The organism is Flavihumibacter sp., from assembly GCF_036676075.1.
Lineage (GTDB): Bacteria > Bacteroidota > Bacteroidia > Chitinophagales > Chitinophagaceae > Flavihumibacter.
Map to the genome: position 1 here is coordinate 803,366 of NZ_JAKFDQ010000007.1, position 20,485 is coordinate 823,850.

The following is a 20,485-nucleotide window of genomic DNA, read 5'->3' on the forward strand; positions in this document are numbered from 1 at the left end:
AAAATCATAAAATAAATATTAGAAGATGTAAAAGTATATATTATTCATTTACGCAATACGCAAGTGCCGATAAATATTCCTGAACGTGCATCTGAAGTTGTGAGCGGCGATATTGCATGATGAAACGCGGGTGTGGAACGGAAATGATCTCATCGAAAAAATGATACTCCTCATTAAGCCGGTTAAGAAAATGCAGATTCTTATATCCTCCGATGCAGATGGCTTTTTGGCGCAGGATGCCGCAACTGAGCTGGCTTTGAAGACATTGGACAGCATAAGGTTTTATGGATGCGAGAAGTTGGGGGTCATCATAATAGTTCAGGTTTTTACCCGCTCTTACGAAGCCGATGGGACTAACGGAGCCTATATAGAATCTGCTGTAGAATGCGGCGGCACCACCATATTCGCGGATTATGGTATAGATGAATTCGGCAGAAAGCTCTGAGGATTCGCCGAATTGATGGGTTATGCCGCAATCATTCAATAATTGCCTGGGGGCGGTAAAATTGATGCCGGTAATACCGGCGCCGAATCTGCCTGGATTGATACCAATAAGCATAACGCGGGGTTCTTCATCGGAATAAAACCGGGTAAAAAATTCGCGTATTGCCTGCTGTACCTCAGGTTGGGGATGGGGATAGAGCGGGTCAATTCCATCCGGCAGTTTTTCCGGCGGGCGGAGTTTCCTGAAGAATGATATCGCGCAGTTAGAGAACATGGAAATAGGGTGTTCAGGAAATAGATGTTCGAACATCCCCCGAACATGTGTCAGACACCTAATACAAACTGGGGTTGCTGTTGATGAAGTTTACGAGTGAAGCCGCATTTTTTAGTTTTAGCTTCTTCAGGATATTATGGCGGTGCACTTCCACTGTCTTTAGTGATATATCAAGCTGTTGGGCGATTTCGCGGGAGGAATGGCCGTCCTTAATATAGTGTATCACCTGGATCTCGCGCTCGGTAAGGCTCTGGATATCTGGACCTTCACTTCCCGGCTCCATCACCTGTTCTGAAATGATATTCCGGATCTCATCACAGATATATTTATTGCCCTTATCAACTTCAAGAATGGCCTTTACCATTTCTTCCCGACTACTGTTTTTGGTCACATATCCCTGTGCCCCTACCTGCAGCATTTTACGCGCATAAGCAGGTTGCGAGTGCATTGAGACTCCGATGATCTTTGTATTGGGAGATATCTTACGAATTTCACCGGTGGCATCGAAACCACTCATCGGAACCATATTAATATCCATTAACACAACGCTTGGCTTCTTTTCGCCGGCGATCTTAATAGCCTCCTCAGGGTCACCACAATCGGCGATCACTTCAAAGCGAGGATCACTCGCCAGGATAAAACTCCATGTTTCACGAATCAGCTTGTGATCATCCACTATAAGTATTGAAAGTTTTTTCATCAGGTATCCTGGTTGTTTTTATTTGGTAATGCAATAATCAGTCTACAGCCTTCACCCGGTGCCGTGAGCACCTGAACATCTGCATTAAAGATGGCTGCCCTGCTCATGATGTTAGACAATCCCATGCCGTCTTTCAACTTTGCTTCATTGAGATCAAAGCCCTGGCCATCATCTTTAATTTCGAGTCGGGTGAACTTATTAGTATATGATATATCGATTTCGAGTTTATTTGCTTTAGCGTGTTTGATAACATTATTGACCTGTTCCTGGATGATCCGGAAAAGGGTCAGTTTTTGTTTGGGGTGCAAACCACTATCCAATTTTCCTTTGTGGCGGAAAATTACCTTTAATTGCCGGGTAAGTTCAATGTTTTCTACCAGGTCATTTATGGATGAAACAAGTCCGAGATCATTAAGACTTGCGGGCATCAGGCTCCGGCTGATGGTCCTGATCTCATTTATGGCACTCATGATGGTATCAGAGCTACGGCGTATCATTTGCTTTGACATGCCGTCCTCATTTTGTGCAACCTCAAGGAAAAGTTTTGCAGTAGTGAGCAACTGGTTTACATTATCATGAAGTTCTTTACCAATTTCGGCGCGCTCACTTTCCTGAACATCAACCACCGCTTGTGCAATCTGCTGTTGTTTATGGATCTCCTGTTGCACCAGTCGCTCTTCCATTCGCTTACGCTCGGTAATGTCCTCACAAGAACCGATCATGCGGATCACCTTGCCCTGGTCGTTGTACATGCAATAACCCTTATCAATAACAAGTGCATAGGTTCCATCGGCTTTGCGGAAACGATATTCCTCAATGAACAGTCCCTGCCTATCTCCGCTTAAAACCGAATCTATGCTCTTAAGTACGCGTTCACGGTCATCGATATGAATCTTGTCTTCCCAATTATTTGTATCGCCGGGGTAGAACTGTGACGGATAGCCGAAAAGTGTATTGAAACCTTCCCCCCAGAATGATACTCTTTCAATTGCATCCCAATCCCATATGGCCTCATTTGATGCTCGTGTTGCAAGGATATACCGTTCATTACTCATGTGCAGCTTCTCTGCTGCCTGTTTATTTTCAATTATCATCGTAAGGATATGGTTGGCCCTATTGATCATCGTTAGTTCTTCCGGCCTGGGCGACCGGGCATCTTTGAAGAATACTGAAAAGGTTCCAAGCACTTCATTTGTGGAGCTGATAATGGGTATCGACCAGCTTGCTTTTATTCCCATCATTTCAGCCCCCTGCCTGGTGGTTTCTGCAAGATCGCTCTTGCTTATATCTTCAATAAATACCTGCTGACGACTTTCTACAGCCCTTCCACAAGTAGTATGAACCGAATCATTAGGCGTATTGTTCACGAAATCTCTGAAAGCGGCCGGAAGGCTGGGAGAAGCAAGGCTAACTGCTTCTTTGAGGTTGCTTTTACAAAGTAGAACTGCACAATGGAAACTATCACCCAATGCTTCTAATCCCATCAACAGGTGATTAGCAATTTCTTGCAGGGAAGCATTAGAACCAGTATGCATCTCCAGCACTTCTTTCTCTAACTGCACAAGGTTCTCACTTCGCCTGATTTGCTGGTCGCGGATGTTTTTTTCAATTACCGCACTTAGAGAAGAAGCGAATGTGGTGAGGGTGTCAATGGTTGTTTTGGTCCATTGCCTGGCATTTTCCTTCTGCCCGCAGCCAAAACCTCCCCAATTACCATCACTTGTAACCAGGGGAGTAATCAGAATGGATTTATACCCCAACTCTTCCATCCAATCACGGATCGTATCATTGGATTCACTGGCAACATGGAACTCGGCAACAAAGCCAGCTGTATTTTTATCCTCATCAGATAACAGGGAAGAAGCACCAATAAACAAATGCGATTTCTGCATAACGGTGCATGGTGACGATTTGCACCAGATATGAAAGAGTTTACTTTCCCCTTCAACACATTGCAGAACAAAAAGGCATTCTGACTGAACAGCATCTCCCAAAACCTGGAGGCATTGCCGAAGACCTTCTTCCACTGAGTTACTTGTAAGCAATAATTTAGAAGCCTTAGCGAGAGCAGAAGAAAGGCGGTCTCTTTCAACAAGCTGATCTTCGGTCATTTTCCGATAGGTGATATCCCTGCTATTGGTTTGGATATAGATTACTTCTCCATCTTCAACGATAGGTTTAGACACAGTTTCCAACCATATATAAGATCCGTCTTTTTTACGGAAACGATATTGAACAGAATGGCTGCTCATCCCCTTACTGTTATGATTATGCGCATCTCTTACAGTAGTATCTGCATCTTCCGGAAGAAAGAAATCATAGGGAGATCTGTTAGTGAGCTCTTCCGGTTCATAACCCAGTAACTGTCTTGAAGCTGGGGAAACATAAATATAATCGCCATTAGGACGATGCAGGCAGATAAGGTCGTGGGCATATTCTGAAAGGAATCGAAATCTGGCTTCGCTGTTAGCGAGTTCTGACTGGGCTTTTTTATGATTGGTCATGTCACGGGCAGTAACATGAATTCCATCTGGTTTTCCATTTTTGATGATAAGCCTTGAACTCACCTCCACGGGTATGCGCGTTCCATTTTTTGAGACGAACTCAGATTCATAAACAGTCAGGCTGGTGCCTCCCTCCATTTTTACTGCACCCTGCTCTATAGCGTATGGAAGCTTCTCTGGTGCGAAAAAAAGATGTGATGACTTGCCTGCCATCTCTTCTTCTGAATAACCGAGAAGTTTTTCCGCCATGCGATTCATAGATCGCAGATTGGCATTGTTATCGATTATATAAATTATATCGTTAGCATTCTCAAACAGGTCGCGATAGCTCTGTTCACTTTCTCTCAGATCAAATTCCAGTTTTTTCTGAGCACTGATCTCAGCAATTGTAATGATCATCCCAACCAGGTTTGATTCGGAATTGAGTATGGGAGAAAAGCGACAGGAGTACCACTGGCTTGTACCAGGAAGTATGTATTCAACAATTTTAATGCTACGCGTTTCAACTGCTTCATCATAAGCCGGACGAAGAAGGTGTTCAAGTGGTTCAAAATAATTATGGATCACCTGGCGTACGTCCTGACCCAGAAACAGCGAAGGCTCAACAAATAGTACACCGGGATCTTTGACCCAGAAATTTATATAGATGCCATCTTTGTCGAGTTCAAATACCATATCCGTAAGCGAGGCAACCAACAGTTCAAGTTCTGTAAGCCGGCCTTCTATGCGGTCGCGTATTGCTGCTGGAAATCCAAACCAGTCGTATCCACCGGGTTCAGGCACCACGGTCCAGTATACCGGTAGTAAACTTTCTTCTTTAACTCTGATGGATGCCCTAAAACACACGGGCTCGCGGTAACGGGTGGCAACACCGAGGGCAGCACTTGCACTGCTGTCGAGATGAAGTAAACCATCAAGTTTTAGCGGTGTACCGTTAATCTCTTTTCCGGAAAGCATGCTGAGTGCATCGCTGCAAAAGGAAACCACAGCAAACTCATCTGAGTGGAACCGATAGGGCAGGTGCTGCGTCATGCTATGTATTCCCTGGCTGGTAACGATCATATCCTAAAGTTAGGCAGAACAGTTCAGTAGGAAAAACATGGAGGTGGAAACCTTATTTTGCCAGATTTTGCATCCACAAACCCAACTGTTCGCAAGTAGCAAACTGGGAGTCGATAGTGAGGTAGAAACTTGGGATCTTACCCGCAAACCATTTTTCGATGGTTTCATATCGCTTCTCTTCCAGGGCTCTTTCTGCCACCTTATTATAATCGTCTTTCAGGTTTTCGCGATGGGGCTCTGTACGTGATTTCAGGTAAATTAATCTCACACCCTTCTTACCGCGCTCATCGGTGTAAACCAGTGGTTTTGAATAATCACCGGGATTGAGATCCTTCAATTGTAATACCAGTTCCTTGTCGAGTTGATCGATGGTGCAGAAGGTACCGTTCCCACATTGGCGCATACCACCTGTGAACTTGGAATTCTCGTCTTCACTGTACCTGTTAACCGCCTCTCCAAAGCCTACTGTTCCATCAACGATCTTAGCGCGGAGGGAGTCCATTTTCTCAACAACCGTTCCTACTTCAGTATCAGTTATTGCCGGGATTTTCAGGATATGGCGCACGGTGGCATCATCACCAGCGCGGCTAACCATCTGGATGATATGGTATCCGAATTTACTTTTGAAAACCGGGGAAACCTGTCCTTCACGAAGACGGAAGGCATTAGAAATAAATGCCGGGTCCATCTGCTTTTCGGTACGGTTAATGGCATACATGCCGCCAGTATTTTTACTTCCCGGATCATCTGTATAAAGGCTTGCGAGGGTCTCAAATTTCTGGCGTCCCTCTTCTACCTGCTGTTTAAAATCCTTTAGTTCTTCGATGGCATATAGTTCAAGATCGCGACTTGCTTTTGGATACATCACTATTTCACCCACTTCAAGTTCACTCTCATAAAAGGGCAGACTGTCAACGGGAATTTTATCGAAATAATCCTTTACTTCATTTGGAGTAATGCGGATATTCTCTACAATTTTAGCCCGCATCATTTCAGCCTGCTTCCGCTCAGTGAATGACTGCCTGAAATCTTCCTTGATCTGGTAAACGGTACGGCCGGCGATTTGCTCGAGGGCATCTTTGGAGCCGTACATTTGAACGAAACCACGAACCTGATTGTCTAACAGCGCTTCGATCTCTGCCTCACTCACAACAAGTGAATCCTTTTCGGCCTGCAATACCAGTGCTTTCTGGGCCAAAGCCTGTTCCATGATGATACATTCCGGGTTATCAGGAAGTGTTTGTCCCTGGCGCTGCGCGTCAAAGATGGCGTTCCTGATATCGGAGTGGAGTATGATCTTATCTCCTACCACACCAATTATTCTATCTGCAACCACTTTACGTGTTTGTGCCTGGGTGAGGTAGCCGGCGCTGATGGCCGTCAAAAGCAGCAATAATTTCTTCATTCTTCTACAAATTAAAACAGGAGACGGGCTCCTGTTTCGATTGTTTGATTATTTAACAAAATGATATGGCTCCTCACAGGGTTGCTGTGAGGAGCGGATCATTACAGAGTACGTTTAACTTCTTCTTCTTCGATGGCCACGATGGTATCTCCCACCTGGATATCGGCAAAGTTTTTCAGTGTAAGTCCGCACTCGTAATTGTTGTTTACTTCTTTCACATCGTCTTTAAAGCGTTTCAGGCTTCCCAGTTCAGCAAAAGCTCCTTCGGTACGAGGGTAGATGAGTACTCCATCGCGGAAGAGGCGGATCTTACTATCGCGCTTGATCTTACCTTCCGTAACAAAACATCCGGCAACGGTAGCCTTGTCGAACTTGTACACTTCCCTGATCTCCACGGTAGCAACTTCTTTCTCCTGAACTTTAGGTTCAAGCATTCCTTCCATGGCGCTTCTGATCTCTTCAATGGCATTGTAAATGATGGAATAAGTCTTGATTTGTACGCCTTCATTTTCTGCCAGCTTGGCTGCCTGCGAGGATGCCCTAACGTTAAATCCGATGATGATGGCATCTGATGCAGTTGCAAGGAGTACATCACTTTCGGTGATAGCACCTACTGCCTTATGCACTACGCTCACCGCGATCTCTTCGGTACTTTGCTTGATCAGGGAGTCACTCAGTGCCTCCACAGATCCATCCACGTCACCTTTGATGATGAGGTTGAGCTGCTTAAAGTTACCCAGTGCGAGGCGTCGGCCGATCTCATCAAGGGTGATATGTTTCTTGGTACGGATACCCTGTTCACGCAGGATCTGTGCCCGGCGGGTAGCGATATCTTTAGCTTCTGATTCGTCTTCAAATACACGGAATGTTTCACCCGCTTGCGGTGCACCATTCAGACCCAGGATCAATACTGGAGTTGATGGTGGCGCCTGGTCGAGTTTTTTGTTCCTTTCGTTGAACATAGCTTTCACCCTTCCATAGAATTGTCCCGATACTACCAGGTCGCCCTGGTGTAGGGTACCGTTCTGAACAAGTACGGTAGCAACATATCCACGGCCCTTATCGAGGGTGGCTTCAATGATGGTTCCGTTTGCTTCACGCTCGGGGTTGGCTTTAAGGTCCAGAATTTCGGCTTCGAGCAATATTTTTTCGAGCAGGAGATCAACATTGAGTCCTTTTTTAGCACTCAGTTCCTGGCTCTGGAATTTACCGCCCCATTCTTCAACGAGGATATTCATTCCGGCAAGCTGCTCATATATTTTCTGCGGGTTTGCACCATCCTTATCGATCTTGTTTATGGCGAAGATCATTGGAACTCCAGCTGCCTGTGCGTGGCTGATCGCTTCTTTTGTTTGCGGCATCACGGCATCATCTGCTGCGATAACTATAACTGCAATATCGGTAACCTTGGCACCACGTGCACGCATCGCTGTAAAGGCTTCGTGTCCGGGTGTATCGAGGAAGGCGATCTTTTTACCACTTGGGAGATCAACTGTATAGGCACCGATGTGCTGGGTGATACCACCTGCTTCACCGCCTACTACGTTCGCTGACCGGATATAGTCGAGCAATGATGTTTTACCATGGTCAACGTGACCCATAATGGTAACGATTGGACTACGCGGCTGAAGTTCATCTGGTGAATCTTCATCCTCTTCTTCATCAAGCTGGTCAACGTCATCAACTCCGATAAATTCAACATTGAATCCGAATTCATTGGCAACCAGTTCAATTACTTCCGCGTCGAGGCGTTGGTTGATAGACACCATCATTCCAAGTCCCATACATTTTCCGATAACATCGGCATAGCCAACATCCATCAGGTTAGCCAGTTCGCTAACGCTGATAAATTCTGTTACCTGTAGCGTCATATCCTGGGTCTCATTGCCTTGCTGATCGGCCATTTCCTGGCGTTTCTCGCGGCGGAGCCTTGACTTTACACTTCTTCCTTTACCAGAGCTTCCGGCCATTTTGGCCTGGGTCTGGCGTATTTTCTCCTGGATCTCTTTCTGATCAATTTCTTTTACTTCACGAGGACCACCGGTACGAGGTGCTCCTTGTCCCGGACGTGCCGGGCCTCTACCGCCTGCTGCACCTGGTCCCTGTGGACGAGGGAATCGGCCACCGCCACCACCCTGACCGGGCGGACGTTGCTGGCCCTGGTAACCGCCACCACCACCTTGCTGGCCGCTAGCCTGCTGGCGAGTGATATTCTCCCCTTTCTTATCGATAGGGATACGTTTACGTTTACGTTTTTCGTCATGGGCAGCTGATGATGCTGATCCGCCAGACGATGCAGCGGGCGCTGCTTTAGGACGGGTATCGCTATCAACGGGAAGCTGGATCTTACCTAAGATCTTAGGCCCGGTCAGGCGCTGTGCCTGGATATTTTCAATCATCGGCGGCGTTTCAGGCTCTTCCTGTGGCGCTGCAGCCGGTGGTGTTTCTATTGTTTTTTCTTTAGCAACAACATCTTCTTTAGGTGCGGCTACCGGGGCTTTTGGTGCTTTAGGTGCCGGGGCCTCTTCTGCTTTAGCCGCAGGTGCGGGGGCCTCTGATTTCTTCACCGTTTTCTTAGGACGGGTAGAGGAATCGATGGTAGAGAGGTCGATCTTGTCAATGACCCTGGGGCCCTCAAAACTTGCCGGCTTTTCCGTTTTAGGTGTTGCATCCGGAATAGGAACTTCTGCCACAGGAGCCGGTGGGGCTTCCACAACAGGTGTTGGCTCTGCTTCCGGTGCGGGCAATGGGGCCGGGGCTTCCGCGGGAGGAGGTGCCGGGGCTTCCACCTGAGCTACTGGTTCAGGAACAACAGGAGCTTCCACTTTTTGAACGGGCGCCGGTGCAGCCTCAACTACTACTGGTTTTTCTTCCTTAACAGGCTCTGTCTTCTTAACTTCTTTACGAATACTGATATCCTCATCTTCCTTACGCTTCTTATCCTGCACACTGCCTTTGGGCAGGTCAATCTGGTCGCTCTTGATCTTTGCCACCTTATCGCCCTGAAATTCACGCTGAAGGGCATTGTACATGTCCTCCGTGAGTTTGGAAGTGGGTTTCAGATCTTCACGATCAAATCCTTTGCTCGCCAGAAAATCAACAAGGGTGTCTTTACCGATGTTGAATTCCTTGGCCGCAGCCATCAATCTAGGTGTTGTTGTTTCTGCCATTTATCTTTTCTGTGTGAACAGTATTTATTCTTTTTCGAACTCCTCCTGAACAACCCGCTTCACCTCTTCAATGGTTTCGCGTTCCAGGTCAGTTCTTCTCTCTAATTCGTCAACGGTAAGGTCCAAAACGCTGCGTGCGGTATCACAGCCGATGCGTTTTAATTCATCAATGATCCAGGTTTCGATTTCGTCGCTGAATTCATCGAGGTCTATATCAAATTCTTCCGGTTCTCCTTCATTATCACGGAATACGTCAATTGTCAATCCAGTCAATTCCTGGGCCAGTTTAATATTAACGCCTTTACGACCGATGGCAAGTGATACCTGGTCGGGCTTCAGGAAGACGTTTACATGGTGCTTTTCGTTGTCCAGCTCCATACTGGTGATCTTGGCGGGCGTGAGTGAGCGCTGGATCAGAAGTTGGATGTTGTTGGTGTAATTGATAACATCTATGTTTTCATTCTTCAGTTCCCGAACGATGCCATGGATTCGGCTTCCCTTCATACCCACACAGGCACCAACCGGATCGATCCTGTCATCATAGGATTCTACTGCAACCTTGGCTCTTTCACCTGGTTCGCGAACGATCTTTTTGATCACGATCAGGCCGTCGAAAATCTCCGGAACCTCAATTTCGAGCAATTTAGCGAGGAAAAGCGGACTGGTGCGCGACAAAATGATTACGGGTGAATTATTTTTTAGTTCCACCTTCTTTACCACAGCTCGGATTGTCTCCCCTTTTTTGAAATAATCCTGTGGGATCTGTTCACTTTTAGGGAGGATGAGTTCGTTTCCTTCTTCATCGAGCAGGAGGATTTCTTTTTTCCAGACCTGGTAAACTTCGGCACTCAGAATATCCCCTACACGGTCGCCATATTTCTTGACCAATACGTTCTTTTTCAGGTCACTGATACGGCTTGCCAGTGTTTGTTTGGCGGCAAGAATTGCTCTCCGACCAAAATCGAGGATCTCGACCGCTTCGTACAGTTCTTCACCCACTTCGTAGTCGGGTTCCACCTTAACAGCATCGCTGTAGGCGATCTGTGCCAGCGGGTCTTCAACTGCGCCGTCTTCTACGATGGTGCGCCTGCGAATGATCTCGAGGTCACCTTTTTCAGCGTTCACGATCACGTCGAAGTTGTCGTCTGCACCGTATTTCTTGCGCAGGAGGGTCTTGAATACATCTTCCACCACTTTCATCATGGTGGGACGGTCAATATTCTCCGCGTCCTTGAAATCCTGAAATGCTTCTATCAAATTGATACTTGCCATTGTAGTGATATTTAGAAAACTACCTGAATTTTAGTCTGTTTGATGTTATCAAATAACAAGGAATGTGCTATCACTTCCTTTTTTTTGTTCTTACCTTTTATTTCTTCCACAACGATTCCGTCTTCAGTTACTTCCAGCAATTTACCCTCAATTCTGGAGGCATCCTTCATTGTCACTTCCACGCTTCTGCCCAGATTTTTCCTGTATTGCCGAAGAAGTTTCAGTGGCTCATCTAATCCGGGTGACGATACTTCCAGCGAAAAATCCCCTTCCGGAAACCAGGCTGCCTCTTCGATCTTTTTATACAGAGCGCGGTTGATGCTCACACATCGTGCAATGCTTATTCCACTGTCAGCATCCATGAACACCTTTATATTGTTCCCGGGTTTCACCCGCAGATCCACGAGGAAGTTGTCAGTATCACCTTCCAGCAGTTCATTGATGAACTGGGTCACAGATTGTATAAGGGTTTCGTTTGTCAATTGTCCTGATTCTAGCCTTTTCCCGTGCTCCGGGGGATATGAAAATGGAAGAAGGGAACGCTTTCGTTCCCTTCTCTTGCTTCTTTTTCCGCTGCAAATGTAAGGTAATAGCCTATTCCTTCCAAATTAGGAGCGGGCAAGATTAACAATAACTTCATTTGTTTAGAATGTAACTTTGCGTGGCTATGTTAAAAACTGTATTACTACTGTTATTGGCGTACATCGCTTACCGTTTTATTTTCGGATTTCTGATCCCTGTAACACGTGCTACCCGCCAGGTACGTCGCCAATTCAAAGCTGCCCAGGAGCAGATGGATGCCCAAATGCGTGCTCAACAACAATATCCGGGTGCTGGCGGACAGCAATTCCAAGGGCCGGGATCTTTTTCCCAGGCCGATCCTTCCCGTGCCGAAAAGCCTAAAAAAAGCGATTATATAGATTTTGAGGAAATCAAGACAGGTAAGAAGTAAGAGGTAAGATTTAAGGTAAGATTTAAGAGGTAAGATTTAGAGAGGGAGGTCCAGGACGGTTTTACCCGGTTCAAGGAAAATTCCCTGCAGACCCGCAGCACGTGCTCCTTCCACATTTGTGAGGGTATCATCAATAAAGACAGAATCATGAGCATCTATGCCTGCATCAGCAAGAAGGGCCTGGTACGATTCCACATAGGGTTTTCTCATTCCTATCACATGCGAGTAATAAGCTTTTTCAAAATGCCGGTCGAATGCCTTGCCGGGATAATTCGCATGAAATTTCAGCTGGAACTCTTCATGGTGAATAATATTTGTATTACTGAATAGGAAGACGCGATAACGCCCTTCGAGATTGCGAAGCCATTCTATCCTCTCAGGTGGGAAGTCGTGGAGCATGGCATTCCAGGCCTGAACAATTTCATGGTCGCGGGCTTTGAGGCCGGTTTCATTCCGGAAATTATGGATGAATTCCGTCTCAGTGACCTTTCCCGTTTCCAGATCTTCAAAAAGCGGAGTGGCTTTGTATTGCGAAAAATAATTATGGAAGTTTTTAAGTCCTATTTTCTCAAAGGCTTTCTCTGTATCGGCGAAACTGATATTCATCAGTACGCCGCCGAGGTCAAGGATGATATTCATGTAAGATGTAAGATTTAAGAGGTGAGAATTAAGGTAAGAGGTAAGATTTAAGAGGTAAGATTTAGGGGGTTCGAGGGATTTCTTTGATGGAAACACGTCGGAAATCGATTTCCTGACCCTCAGCCTGGAGTGCAATATATCCACTACTAAGAAGTTTTCCATCGATCTTAATAGAGGGATTGTAATTATTCACCACACCGCCACCGATCTGGGGTTTGGAATAAACAAGAACTGTATCGCCATTGATTATATGCTTTACCAATGAGTCGCCATACACCATTGCTTCGGCACGAACCCATTCTTCCATAGGATAGGTCTTTGATGTTGATTCAATACAATGCCTTGGGTCAACACGTCCTTCATAAACAACATCCGTACCCGGAGAACACATATTACCGGTGGGCCGGGGCTTTCCATCATCAAGTGCAGCGAGGAATTGCATCTCAACTGATATGGGCCAGTCCTGGTCTTTGTACATAGTTCGGGGATCCTGAGAGTGAAACATAACGCCACTGTTGCGGATCGCATAGCCGGGAGCGTTATGGTGGAATTTACCTGTAAAGCGGTATTCCACAATGAGATGAAAATAATCGAAAGGTTTCTTGTAATAGAGATGCGCAAAGCGATTATTGAAATCGTCATACTGGTCGTATCTCACCTTTATCATGCCATCCTCAACCCGGAAAGTTTTACCGAAATTATCATCCACTTCATGGTGGTTAATTTTCACCCACCAATCATTCATGTCTTTTCCGTTGAAAAGTTCTTTCCATTCATCCGGGGCTGATAGCTGCTTTGTTTGCATGCATGCGCAGCAGAAAAACACTGAAAGAAGGATTACCATCCCCCCTAAATAATACGGTCTCTTTTTCATGACTTCAAGTTAATTCAAAAAAAATCATCCGCCATGAGCGGATGATTAAGATCGCGTGTATTAAACCAACTATTGTGAAGCTAACGAAGGAATTATTTATCCCACCAAACTGTTGCTGATTTGGTATCGCGGGAGTTGCCTCCGATCATGATCTCAAACTCACCGGCTTCCCAGATATGCTTTAATTCATGGTTATAGAATTTCAATTCTTCAGTACTCACGGTGAAGCTTACCTGTTTTGACTCACCGGGTTGGAGAAGTATCTTCTGAAACCCTTTCAATTCCTTTAACGGGCGTGTATTGGATGCCACTTTATCACGTATATACAATTGCACCACTTCTTCTCCTTCAACCTTTCCACTATTGGTAACCGTTATTTTGGCAATGAGTTGTTGATTGCCCTTCATTTTCGCGCTGCTGAGTACAATATCACTGTAATTAAAGCTGGTATAGCTCAGGCCATATCCAAATGGATATAGGGGGGTATTGGAAACATCAAGGTAATTGGAACGAAATTTCTGGAAGTTATCACCCTGGAGGGGGCGGCCTGTATTACGGTAGCTGTAGTAGATCGGTATCTGGCCAACATTCCGGGGGAAGGTGGCAGTTATTTTACCGGATGGGTTCTGGTCGCCAAACAGCACATCGGCAATTGCGGGACCAGCTTCAGATCCGCCGAACCAAACATTAAGGATAGCGGGAAGCTTGGCGTCTTCTTCCACGATTGAGAGGGGTCTTCCTGTAAAGAGTACCATCACTACCGGCTTACCGGTGGCTATGAGAGCTTCAAGTAATTTTTTCTGACTGTGGGGGAGGTTGAGGTCGGTGCGACTGGATGCTTCGCCGGTCATTTCTGCCAGCTCGCCCATGGCAGCTACAATCACATCAGCGCCAGCTGCAGCCTTCAGGGCTTCTGCGATCAGCGTATCCGCATTCCTGTTATCGCGTTCCATCAGCTTGCCAAATATACTTGTACGTGCTTCCAGAGCGGAGTCTTCAGTAACATTCGCGCCGCGGGCATATACAATATTCACATTGCTGCCGGCAACCTGCTTCAGACCATCCAACAGGGATGTTGCCTTTGAGGGTTCTGCTGATACAGCCCAGGTACCCACCATATTTTCTTTGCTATTTGCAAGTGGACCAACCAGTGCAATTGTTCCTTTACGTTGCAGAGGAAGGGTATTATTCTGGTTCTTCAGTAATACGAATGTGCGGGTTGCAGTTTCTCGAGCGATCTTTCTTGTTGCGTCAGTGAATATTTCGGTTTTTGCGCGGTTCTCATCGCAGTAGCGGTAAGGGTCATCAAAGAGACCAAGTTTGTACTTAGCCTCAAGTATGCGGCGGCAGGCATTGTCAATTTCTGCCTGGGTAACTTTTCCTTCCTGCAATGATTTTTTCAAGGTGGTGAGAAAGCCTTCGCCTACCATGTCCATATCCAACCCGGCTTTAAGTGAAAGAGCTGAAACAGCCTGAAGGTCTCCAAGGCCGTGGTCAATCATTTCATTTACAGAAGTATAATCAGACACCACCATGCCTTTGAAGCCCCATTGCTTGCGAAGCACATCGGTAAGCAACCATTTATTGCCGGTGGCGGGAATTCCCTCAACATCATTGAAAGAGCTCATCACAGAACCCACGCCTGCATCAACGGCAGCCTTATAGGGAGGGAAATAATCATTATACATTTTGATCCGGCTCATGTCAACTGAATGATAATCGCGGCCTGCTTCCGAAGCGCCGTATAATGCGAAGTGTTTCACACAGGCCATCAGTGTATTGTTTTTTGAAAGATCGTCGCCCTGGTATCCTTTTACCATTGCCCTTGCGATAGCCGAACCGAGAAAGGGATCTTCTCCGGAGCTCTCTGCAATACGGCCCCAGCGCGGGTCGCGGGAAATGTCAACCATTGGGGAAAAAGTCCAGTTGAGTCCATCGGCACTTGCTTCCTGGGCAGCCATACGAGCAGACCTTTCGATTAGTGGCATATCCCAGCTCGCTGCAAGGGCCAGTGGAATTGGGAATGCTGTCCGATATCCATGAATCACATCGAGACCAAAGATGATGGGAATTTTCAGCCGGCTGTTGTTGATAGCAAGCTCTTGAACTTTGCGAATACGTTGGGGAGAAGTGACACTGAAGATGCCCCCAACCTGTCCTTTACGGATCTTGTCTTCCACTCCGGTGCTCACTACCGAACCAGTAGTAGCTTCACCACCCACCAGGAGGTTAAGTTGTCCGATCTTTTCATCGATAGTCATTTTCTTCATCAGTGCGTCAATGAAGGCTTTCATTTTCACCTGCGCCGGCGAAGATTGGGCGGCAGCGGTTGCAGATGGCCGTGACTTTGTTGCAGAGGTTGCAGGCTGCTGAGCCTTCACCTGGGCTGTGATCATTACCGGCATTGCCAGTACTGAACAAATTGCCATAGGCAAGAAAATAGAAGGAATTCGTCTCATCTTTCGTTGTTTTTCGTTTGTGGAAAGTTGTTCGTTCGTTGCTTTTGCGGCTGATCCTGATATTTACTTCATAAGGTAGGGTTTAATCTGTTTTTGCCAGATGGCATAGCCTTTAGCATTCATGTGAAGCTTGTCACCCAGAAAAATATCCGGAAGGGGTTGGCCATCAGCACCCAGCATTGGCGTATATACATCAATGTATGCCGTATTTTTCTTAGTTGCGAGGAAATCGCGGATAGATTTATTAGCGGCGATAAGTCTTTGCTGCATATGCATGCGGCTGGGACTGGGCTTCATTGAAACAAAGCTGATATTGACATCGGGGAAACGGTTCCTGAGGTCGGCAAAGAGTTGAAGGAACCTGTTGTAAACCATATCAGCGCTCACTGTATCGCTGGCTGCCAGGTCATTCTCACCACAGTAGATAAGGATCTGTTTGGGCTCATAAGGGTAAACAATAAGTTCCTGGTATCGCATCAGGTCGGGCAGCGAGGAGCCTCCAAAACCACGGTTGATGATAGTGTGACCGGGAAAATAATCCGCCACATCTTTCCACATTGTAAAAGAGGAGCTGCCAATAAAAAGGATCTTATTGAGGGATGGCTTATGCAAACTATCCTGCTTAACAAATGCCATGACCTCATCATAAAATGGAGGCAGTGGCCGGTCAATTGAGGAAGGCTGTTGCGAATAAGCGGCAAATGACATAAAAGAAAAGCAGGTCAATAGCACCCGCTTCAGGAGCTGATGAATGCCTGCTAAATGCATTTTTAATATGGGATGATTCATATGCTGATCAATTTTGTTACTACAAAACTTATTCCGATTTCAAGAGAGAAAAGCGCTCTGATATTCCATTTTCACTAACAGCTTCAATTGTGTAGTAATAAGTTTTCTGACTGTCCATTCCTTTAAAATAATATTCATTTGCATCATGCACCATGATACAGTTATACAGTTTATCGGGTGCGGTGCCGTAAAATATATTGTAGGCATATGCATTATCCACCGGTCGCCATTTGATATAAGCGCTTCGTTTGTCTTTTTCTGTTCGCAATACAACGAATTCTTTAACAGCTTCGGGCTTCTCACCCATTCCTTTACCAAAAACACGAAGGCCGGAGATGGCAAATTTGCCTGTGGGCATATGGATATTTTCGAGCCTTATATATCTGGCTGTAACCGGTACTTCCAACTCAACATATTCATGCGGAACGTCTTTTTTGTTATTGCTTTTATCGACAATAAGCTTCCATTTTTTTCCATCCATGGATGAATAAAGTTTATACTGGTGGAATATATCAGTTTGCTTTCCAAGAAAAGCAGCATCCTGGTCGGCATAGTTAATCTGGATACCGTTAACGGTTGAAGGGGATCCAAGATCTGATTGTATCCATTCCCCTTTATTGCCTGTTGCTGCGCTCCAATATGTTTTAATGCTTTCGTCAACTGCATTGTTAGGAGCATAACTCCCCAGTGTAGACGAAACCGTAACCGGTTTTTTATAGTTGAGCAACATCCATCCGGTGAATCTTGATTTAAGGTGATCCGCTTCACCCTGGGGAAGGTAGTGGGGATAATCGCCGAAGACCGTGTTGCAGTACATCACTCCATCTTTATCGAACCCTGCAGGCCAGATCCCATTTCTTCTTTCAAAAGTATTCTTCACGCTGATACCCATTGTAGATACATGCCAGTAGTTGTTCCACTTATCCTGGTAAGTTGCCCCATGACCGGCACCTCTTGCGAAACCTCCGGGTTTAAAACTGAAGGGGTCTGATTGCGGGGTAAACGGTCCCAGGGGTGATTCGCCTACCACCACGCCATCTGCATATCCGCTCATTTCAGTTCCGGGTGCGCCATACTGGAAATAGTATTTTCCATTGTGTTTGGTCACCCATGCGCCTTCAATAAATGGATCCAGGAAGGTATTATCCATATACTCACCGAAGCGCTGCCAGCCATAACGCCACTGTTCCAGCAGGTACATTTCCTTTCGTGTACCTTTTGGCTTGAAAGTTTTACGATCCATCTCCACGCCATATAAGGGATAACGGTTACTGCTTCCATTATACATATAGAAGCGGCCATCATCATCAAGAAAGAAAGCCGGGTCCCATCCACCGATCTCCAGTGAATCAAGTGCTTCTTTCCATTCATTTCCTTTTGGATTGGTACTCATCCAAAGGGGGAAATTGCTGCTATAAGTGGAACCAAAAACAAGCATTGTATCCCCAATTACTGTGACTGCCGGAGCACAGAGTTCATCGTAGACCTTATGCCATGGTTTTAGAAACAGTCGTGATACAAAATTCCAGTTCAGCATATCACTGCTCCACCAATAGCCCCACTGGTTTGTAGAGAAAAGGTAATAATCCCCTTTATATGTAACGATAACGGGGTCGGCTGTGGCACGATGTCTTCCCCATTCAGAAAAATTAGGGATGGGCGTATAACCATAATCGATATTTATTGGATTACAATAAGTCTTCTGTTGTGCCTGACCGGAAGTAGAAATAAATAGTAACCAGACCAGGACCATGTATGCTAATAATTTTTTCATTTTTGTTCATTTAGTTGAATGGATATCTTCCTTTCCGAAGAGGATCTGATCGAGGCTCCATTTACCCGGACCAATAAAAAAGAAAATGGCACCGATCAATACAAACATGAAAGGATGCTGGTCTTCGTAGTACACTTTCCCTTTTCCCATTCCAAAAGCGATCACCAGCATAGTAGCGATCATGGGAAGTACAGCGAGCCGGGTGAATAGTCCAACCATTATCAGAATACCTGAAATCAATTCAGCTCCTTTTCCCAGATAGGCAAAAAGCAATGGCTCTGCAAAATGCAGGTCTGTGAGCCATTTTGCGTAATCGCTCATTTGTTTCTCATTGAAAATTTCCCATCCGTGGTAAGCCATGAAGAAACCCACAAAGACCCTTACCAATGCAATACCCTGGTGGTACCAGATTGTATTGGAAGGAGAGAAAAATTGTTTCATTTTTTAGATTTACAGGTTCCCCTTTTTCATTTCTTCAACTGCATGGTTTGCAGCTCTTGCAGCGAAGGCCATATAAAGAATTGACGGACTCTGGTTACCGGTGCTTGTCATACAGGCGCCATCTGTTACAAATACATTCGGGCAGGCATGTACCTGGTTGAAAGCATTCAGAACGGAAGTTTTAGGATCATGCCCCATGCGTATGCCTCCCATTTCATGAATATCAAGGCCAGGTGGCTGCTTTGAATCATTTACGAAAACGTCATTGGCACCAGCTTTCTCCATCATCTCTTTTCCCTGTTCAAGAAAATCCTTCACCATTTTTTCGTCATTATCATCATAGCCCACATCCGTTACCAGAAGGGGAATTCCCCACTGGTCTTTTTTGTCGGCACTCAGGTAAACACGGTTTGTTTCTTTTGGGATGGTTTCGCCCTGCATATACATATACACCCGCCATCCACCTGGTTCAGTAATGGCCTCTTTCAAGGGAGCACCAATGAGCCCGGGATTGGCATCAGAATTAAATCGTTCGCGGTAAGCTCCACTAAAGATAGTGTAGCCTCCGATGAAATCCGTATCCTGGCGGCCCAGATTTCTGAAATTCGGGATCACGCACTCAACAGGTCTGCCCGGTGTATAGTACTTGTCTGTAAATCCATTAATAGCACCATTCATATAGCCCCTGTAATTGTGGAAGCCGATATATTTTCCAAGTACACCGCTGTCATTTCCCAGTCCATCAGGGAAACGTTCTGATTTTGAGTTCAGTAGTATCAGGTTAGAGTTGAGTGCCGATGCATTTACAAATATGAGTCGGGCGGAATAATCAATAACCTCTTTGCTAACGGCATCGATCACCCGCACACCAGTGGCTTTTTTCTTATCCCTATCATATATGATGGAATGCACTACTGAATGAGGGCGCAGGGTTAGATTACCGGTTTTTTTTGCCCAGGGAAGCGTGGAAGTAACCGAACTGAAATAGCCACCATATGGACAACCACGCATACACAGGTTACGATTCAGGCATTGGCCTCTTCCCTGTTGCAGATGTTCCTCAGTAGGTTGAGACAGGTGTGCCCATCGCCCGGACACATAGTATCTATTGTACTCTTTCCACAATACTTCTTTGAAATGTTGTTCAACGCAGTTGAGTTCATATGGTGGCAGAAACTCTCCGTCGGGCATGGAAGGAACACTATCTTTATTACCACATATCCCTACAAACTTTTCGGTATGACTATACCATGGAGCGATATCATCATAACGGATGGGCCAGTCAATACCAAAGCCAAATTTTTTTGGTGCGTTGAAATCATAATCGCTCCAGCGCTGGCAGCTCCTTCCCCAGGTGAGTGATTTACCACCAACCTGGTAACCACGGATCCAGTCAAATGGTTTCTCCTGAACATAAGGATGGTCAGCATCACGAATGAAAAAATGCTCGGTGTCTTCCGAATAGCCCGCAGCCTTAGTGATCAGCGGGTTTTCTTTCACGATCGATTGTGGCACCCTTCCTCTATGAGGCAATTGCCAGGGATGGCGGTCATAGCCCGGGTAGTCTTTTATGTGCTCAATATTCCGTCCGCGCTCCAATACCAGGGTCTTCAAGCCTTTCTCGCAAAGCTCTTTTGCTGCCCAGCCACCACTTATGCCGCTTCCAATTACTATTGCATCGTAAGAAACCATATCAGGTAAGATTTAAGAGGTAAGAGGTAAGATT

At 45.9% G+C, this 20,485-nt stretch carries 15 protein-coding genes; 1 reads left to right on the forward strand and 14 read right to left on the reverse strand.

The window, feature by feature from the left end; genetic code table 11:
- Positions 1 to 40: 40 nt before the first annotated feature.
- From V6M43_RS06340 to V6M43_RS06370, 7 genes are all read right to left on the reverse strand, one after another.
- On the reverse strand, positions 41 to 754 hold the full coding sequence (locus V6M43_RS06340; RefSeq protein WP_332733421.1) for a uracil-DNA glycosylase family protein: 714 nt from the start codon (positions 752 to 754) through the stop codon (positions 41 to 43).
- A gap of 22 nt (positions 755 to 776) precedes the next feature.
- Positions 777 to 1,418 (reverse strand): response regulator transcription factor, encoded by a 642-nt coding sequence (locus V6M43_RS06345; RefSeq protein ID WP_332733423.1) that lies wholly within the window; start codon positions 1,416 to 1,418, stop codon positions 777 to 779.
- Positions 1,418 to 4,984: a PAS domain S-box protein gene (locus V6M43_RS06350; RefSeq protein WP_332733425.1), complete on the reverse strand. Its 3,567-nt coding sequence runs from the start codon at positions 4,982 to 4,984 to the stop codon at positions 1,418 to 1,420. Before V6M43_RS06350 ends, V6M43_RS06345 begins: the two co-directional genes overlap by 1 nt.
- Positions 4,985 to 5,036: 52 nt before the next feature.
- The gene (locus V6M43_RS06355; RefSeq protein WP_332733427.1) at positions 5,037 to 6,389 is read right to left on the reverse strand and encodes a peptidylprolyl isomerase; all 1,353 of its coding nucleotides are present in this window, start codon (positions 6,387 to 6,389) and stop codon (positions 5,037 to 5,039) included.
- Positions 6,390 to 6,490: 101 nt separating this feature from the next.
- Positions 6,491 to 9,559: a translation initiation factor IF-2 gene (infB, locus tag V6M43_RS06360; protein ID WP_332733429.1), complete on the reverse strand. Its 3,069-nt coding sequence runs from the start codon at positions 9,557 to 9,559 to the stop codon at positions 6,491 to 6,493.
- A gap of 24 nt (positions 9,560 to 9,583) precedes the next feature.
- Positions 9,584 to 10,831, reverse strand: a complete 1,248-nt coding sequence (gene nusA, locus V6M43_RS06365; protein WP_039126110.1) for a transcription termination factor NusA — start codon at positions 10,829 to 10,831, stop codon at positions 9,584 to 9,586.
- 11 nt (positions 10,832 to 10,842) lie between these two features.
- Positions 10,843 to 11,313, reverse strand: coding sequence for a ribosome maturation factor (locus V6M43_RS06370; RefSeq protein WP_332733433.1), 471 nt, complete (start codon positions 11,311 to 11,313; stop codon positions 10,843 to 10,845).
- A 185-nt stretch (positions 11,314 to 11,498) separates the two neighbouring features.
- On the opposite strand from V6M43_RS06370, the gene V6M43_RS06375 reads away from it, so the two are divergent.
- Positions 11,499 to 11,783 (forward strand): hypothetical protein, encoded by a 285-nt coding sequence (locus V6M43_RS06375; RefSeq protein ID WP_332733435.1) that lies wholly within the window; start codon positions 11,499 to 11,501, stop codon positions 11,781 to 11,783.
- A gap of 36 nt (positions 11,784 to 11,819) precedes the next feature.
- Here the strand turns inward: V6M43_RS06375 and V6M43_RS06380 are convergent, their stop codons facing one another.
- The 7 genes from V6M43_RS06380 to V6M43_RS06410 form a co-directional block, all read right to left on the reverse strand.
- The gene (locus V6M43_RS06380; RefSeq protein WP_332733437.1) at positions 11,820 to 12,422 is read right to left on the reverse strand and encodes an HAD family hydrolase; all 603 of its coding nucleotides are present in this window, start codon (positions 12,420 to 12,422) and stop codon (positions 11,820 to 11,822) included.
- Between the two features lie 61 nt (positions 12,423 to 12,483).
- Positions 12,484 to 13,296 (reverse strand): 3-keto-disaccharide hydrolase, encoded by an 813-nt coding sequence (locus tag V6M43_RS06385; RefSeq protein WP_332733438.1) that lies wholly within the window; start codon positions 13,294 to 13,296, stop codon positions 12,484 to 12,486.
- Between the two features lie 92 nt (positions 13,297 to 13,388).
- Positions 13,389 to 15,755 carry a beta-glucosidase BglX gene (gene bglX, locus V6M43_RS06390; protein WP_332733440.1) on the reverse strand — a complete coding sequence of 789 codons (2,367 nt, stop codon included), beginning with the start codon at positions 15,753 to 15,755 and terminating at the stop codon, positions 13,389 to 13,391.
- A gap of 63 nt (positions 15,756 to 15,818) precedes the next feature.
- On the reverse strand, positions 15,819 to 16,544 hold the full coding sequence (locus V6M43_RS06395) for a GDSL-type esterase/lipase family protein (protein ID WP_332733442.1): 726 nt from the start codon (positions 16,542 to 16,544) through the stop codon (positions 15,819 to 15,821).
- 28 nt (positions 16,545 to 16,572) lie between these two features.
- Positions 16,573 to 18,318 (reverse strand): discoidin domain-containing protein, encoded by a 1,746-nt coding sequence (locus V6M43_RS06400; RefSeq protein ID WP_332733444.1) that lies wholly within the window; start codon positions 18,316 to 18,318, stop codon positions 16,573 to 16,575.
- Positions 18,319 to 18,324: 6 nt separating this feature from the next.
- Positions 18,325 to 18,759, reverse strand: coding sequence for a DoxX family protein (locus V6M43_RS06405; protein WP_332733446.1), 435 nt, complete (start codon positions 18,757 to 18,759; stop codon positions 18,325 to 18,327).
- Positions 18,760 to 18,768: 9 nt separating this feature from the next.
- Complete coding sequence (locus tag V6M43_RS06410; RefSeq protein ID WP_332733448.1) at positions 18,769 to 20,451, reverse strand: GMC family oxidoreductase; 1,683 nt, start codon at positions 20,449 to 20,451, stop codon at positions 18,769 to 18,771.
- Between the last annotated feature and the right edge of the window lie 34 nt (positions 20,452 to 20,485).

Excerpts from the sequence above, each read along its gene's own strand:
- V6M43_RS06380 (WP_332733437.1), bottom strand. The coding sequence starts at position 12,422 with ATGAATATCATCCTTGACCTCGGCGGCGTACTGATGAATATCAGTTTC.
- bglX (WP_332733440.1), bottom strand. The coding sequence starts at position 15,755 with ATGAGACGAATTCCTTCTATTTTCTTGCCTATGGCAATTTGTTCAGTA.
- infB (WP_332733429.1), bottom strand. The coding sequence starts at position 9,559 with ATGGCAGAAACAACAACACCTAGATTGATGGCTGCGGCCAAGGAATTC.
- V6M43_RS06355 (WP_332733427.1), bottom strand. The coding sequence starts at position 6,389 with ATGAAGAAATTATTGCTGCTTTTGACGGCCATCAGCGCCGGCTACCTC.
- V6M43_RS06340 (WP_332733421.1), bottom strand. The coding sequence starts at position 754 with ATGTTCGAACATCTATTTCCTGAACACCCTATTTCCATGTTCTCTAAC.
- V6M43_RS06350 (WP_332733425.1), bottom strand. The coding sequence starts at position 4,984 with ATGATCGTTACCAGCCAGGGAATACATAGCATGACGCAGCACCTGCCC.
- V6M43_RS06345 (WP_332733423.1), bottom strand. The coding sequence starts at position 1,418 with ATGAAAAAACTTTCAATACTTATAGTGGATGATCACAAGCTGATTCGT.
- V6M43_RS06400 (WP_332733444.1), bottom strand. The coding sequence starts at position 18,318 with ATGAAAAAATTATTAGCATACATGGTCCTGGTCTGGTTACTATTTATT.
- V6M43_RS06405 (WP_332733446.1), bottom strand. The coding sequence starts at position 18,759 with ATGAAACAATTTTTCTCTCCTTCCAATACAATCTGGTACCACCAGGGT.
- V6M43_RS06395 (WP_332733442.1), bottom strand. The coding sequence starts at position 16,544 with ATGAATCATCCCATATTAAAAATGCATTTAGCAGGCATTCATCAGCTC.
- V6M43_RS06410 (WP_332733448.1), bottom strand. The coding sequence starts at position 20,451 with ATGGTTTCTTACGATGCAATAGTAATTGGAAGCGGCATAAGTGGTGGC.
- nusA (WP_039126110.1), bottom strand. The coding sequence starts at position 10,831 with ATGGCAAGTATCAATTTGATAGAAGCATTTCAGGATTTCAAGGACGCG.
- V6M43_RS06375 (WP_332733435.1), top strand. The coding sequence starts at position 11,499 with ATGTTAAAAACTGTATTACTACTGTTATTGGCGTACATCGCTTACCGT.
- V6M43_RS06385 (WP_332733438.1), bottom strand. The coding sequence starts at position 13,296 with ATGAAAAAGAGACCGTATTATTTAGGGGGGATGGTAATCCTTCTTTCA.